Origin of the sequence: Methanofollis sp. (assembly GCF_028702905.1) — an archaeon.
Taxonomy (GTDB): domain Archaea; phylum Halobacteriota; class Methanomicrobia; order Methanomicrobiales; family Methanofollaceae; genus Methanofollis.
Window position 1 is genome coordinate 1 of sequence record NZ_JAQVNX010000181.1, and the last position, 2,885, is coordinate 2,885.

The 2,885-nt window shown below is 64.1% G+C and carries 2 protein-coding genes and 1 pseudogene; all 3 read right to left on the reverse strand.

The genetic code is table 11. The annotated features are described in order from the left end of the window. Positions 1–710: pseudogene (locus PHP59_RS12445) on the reverse strand (O-phosphoserine--tRNA ligase); the annotation flags it as partial. After that, entirely contained in the window at positions 707–1,636 is a 930-nt protein-coding gene (gene twy1, locus PHP59_RS12450) for a 4-demethylwyosine synthase TYW1 (RefSeq protein WP_300167449.1), read from the reverse strand. The gene twy1 and the pseudogene PHP59_RS12445, both read right to left, overlap by 4 nt. After that, on the reverse strand, positions 1,617–2,885 hold a 1,269-nt coding region (argS, locus tag PHP59_RS12455), incomplete at its 5' end, for an arginine--tRNA ligase (RefSeq protein ID WP_300167451.1). The genes argS and twy1, both read right to left, overlap by 20 nt.

Genomic DNA, 2,885 nt, shown 5'->3' on the forward strand with positions numbered 1-2,885 from the left:
GTCATCAACCGCGTCGGCCCCTCCTCCTGCTCCCGGCGGAAACAGCGGTCGATCGAGAAGAGACGGATCGGGTGGGCGTAGTGCTCCCACATCGACCCGAGAGAGAGGAACCACCCGCTCGTCATGTGGGAGCGGAGGGTCGTGTGCGAGGACTCGGGCTCAAGACTCTTGAACTCAGGGAAGACCGCGTCCAGGATGCGGACCACCAGGCCGTCGTCGATCGAGAGGGACCCGGCGATCTCGTGGGTCAGTTCGTCGCCGTCGATCTCCGCCTTCTTGTAGGAATGGAAGATCTTCTGGAGTCTCTCCTTCGCCTCCTCGGACGTGACCGGCGCCTCCGCGTACTCGGCCCCGATCATCGCCATCACCTGCTCCATCTGGCGGTCTGAGATCCCGATGTTCGGCCGCGGCAGGCCGCCGAGATAGAAGACCCGGTCAAGGACCGCGCTCGCCTCGGGGCCAAACTGCCTGTAGACGTCCGACTCCTCGATCATCACCGGGACGCGGGCCTCGTCGAAGCCCATCGAGAGGTACACCTGGCGGAGCCTCTCGATCGTCTCCGCGATCGGGTGCGGCCTCGCACGCGTGTAGGCCTTCCGCGGGTACGTCCCGGCCAGGGCCGGCGGCGTCAGCACCTCGGGGCCACGGTGCCATGCCTCTTCAAAGTCCTTCCTCGACAGTTCCTTCCTTTCTTCTGGATCAAATCTCATTCTGTTTCATCCCCTCTCTCTGTTCTCTCCATCAGGACGACCCTGGATATGGGGCTTTCGTCCGCGATACGGTACCTGGTGCAGTGCCCGGCGACTTCCTCGGCAAAGCGGCGGATCTCCTCGTGCTCGGGCATGTTCTCCCGCGACAGGCGGTTGCGACTGTATCCGAGATACATGTATCCCTTGATCTCAATAAAACGTGCGCCCGATGCCTCGTATTGCGCCGCATATCCTGCCGGGTCGATGTCGTTGATCCCCTTCACGAGGGTTGTCCTGACTGCCGACCGCCGGCCGGAGAGGAGTCCGAGGCTCTGCTGGATCCTCTCCCACGACCCCTCCTCCTCCGGGTTGCAGAGGGGGAGGTAGGTCTCCTCGTCGGGTGCGTCCAGGGAGACGTAGGTCTGGAAGGGACGGCAGCGGGCGAGGACGTCGGGCCGCGTCCCGTTCGAGACCAGGAAGGTGGTGAAGCCCTCCGCGTTGAAGAGGTCGATCATCTCCGGCAGGCCCGAATACAGGGTCGGTTCGCCGGAGAGGGAGATCGCCACCATCGTCGGGTCGAGTGCCTCGGCAAAACGATCCCCTGTCACGTACTGCGAGACCTTGTACCCGGAGAGCGCCCTCTTCTGGAGGTCGCGGACACGTCCGAGGATCTCCGCGGGCGTGCACTCCCTCTCTGCCTCGACGTCGTGCTCGAAGGAACGCCAGCAGAAGAGGCAGCGCTGGTTGCAGCGGAGGGTCGGCGTCATCTGCACGCAGCGGTGACTCTCGATCCCGTAGAACTGGTGCTTGTAGCACATGTCGCCGCCCTTCAGGGCCCGCTTGTTCCACATGCACGGCTTCACGGCCGCCGTGGCGTCGGGAGAAAAAAACTGGTAGCCCTGCTTCTGCAGGGCGCCCCTCGCGTCCTCACATCGTGGAGATCGCATCGATACCAAGGGTTTCGAGAGATTCCTTCAGCGTGTTCTGCGCAGCCTTCACAAGGGTGAGCCTGCTCGCCCGCATCTCCCCCTCGCTCTTCAGCACAGGCACGTACCTGTAGAAGGTGTTGAAGGTGTCGGCGAGGTCGCGGGCATAGGTGGCGAGGAGGTGAGGCCGGAGTTCGCGGACCACCTGGTCGATCACCGCGGGGAAACGGGCGATCTGTTTGGCAAGGGCGATCTCGTGCTCGTCCGCGTACACGAAGGCCGGCTCGAAGGCCCCGGCCTTCTCCAGGATCGAACAGGCGCGGGCATGGGAATACTGGACGTACGGGCCGCTCTGTCTCTCGAAGTTCAGGGCCTCCTTCCAGTCGAAGACCGTCGACTTCTCCGGCGAGATCCTGACGATGTCGTAGCGGATGGCCGATATGGCGACGGCCCTGGCGATCTCCTCGCGCTGTTCCGCCGGGAGTTCCGGCCTCCTCTCCGAGACCTCGGCGAAGGCCTTGTTCGTCACCTCGGCGACAAGTTCGTCGGCCGAGATGAACTTGCCCGCACGGGTGGACATGGAGCCCTCGGGCAGGGAGACGAACTCGAAGATGACGATCTCCGGGGCCTTCTCGCCGAGGATTTTCAGGGTGCACTGGAGCTGCGAGCCGATCAGTTTGTGGTCGGCACCCAGGACGTCGATCATGCGGTCGGAGTTCCGGCCCTTCCAGGTGTGGAAGGCGAGGTCGCGGGCCGCGTAGACGGACGTCCCGTCGGACCGGCGGATCACGTAGTCCTTCTCGAAACCGCATTCCGTCAGGTCCAGGGAGAGCGTGCCCTCGTGCCTGGCCTGGGGCAGGCGGTCGATCCGGTCGATGATCCTCTCCATGTCGCCGTTCCGCACGAAGTCCGACTCCCAGACAAAGCGGTCGTGGACGACGTTGAGGTTCGCCATCGTCACCTTGAAACCGTCGAGACAGTGGGAGACGACCTCGCGGAACTTCCTCTGCGTCTCCGGGTCGCCCTGCTCGATGAGCTGCATCAGGTGGTCGACCTCGCCGGTGATCGCGGGCTCTTTCTCGATCTCGCGGTTCGCGGCGACGTACACGCGGGCGATGTGGTGGTCCTCCTTCTCGTCCTCAAGGCGCTCTTTCGGGACATGGTCGAAGCCCCAGGAGACGATGGCGATCTGGCGGCCCATATCGTTCACGTAGTACTGGACCTCCAGAGGGTAGCCCGCCTTCCGGAAGCACCGGGCCAGGGTGTCGCC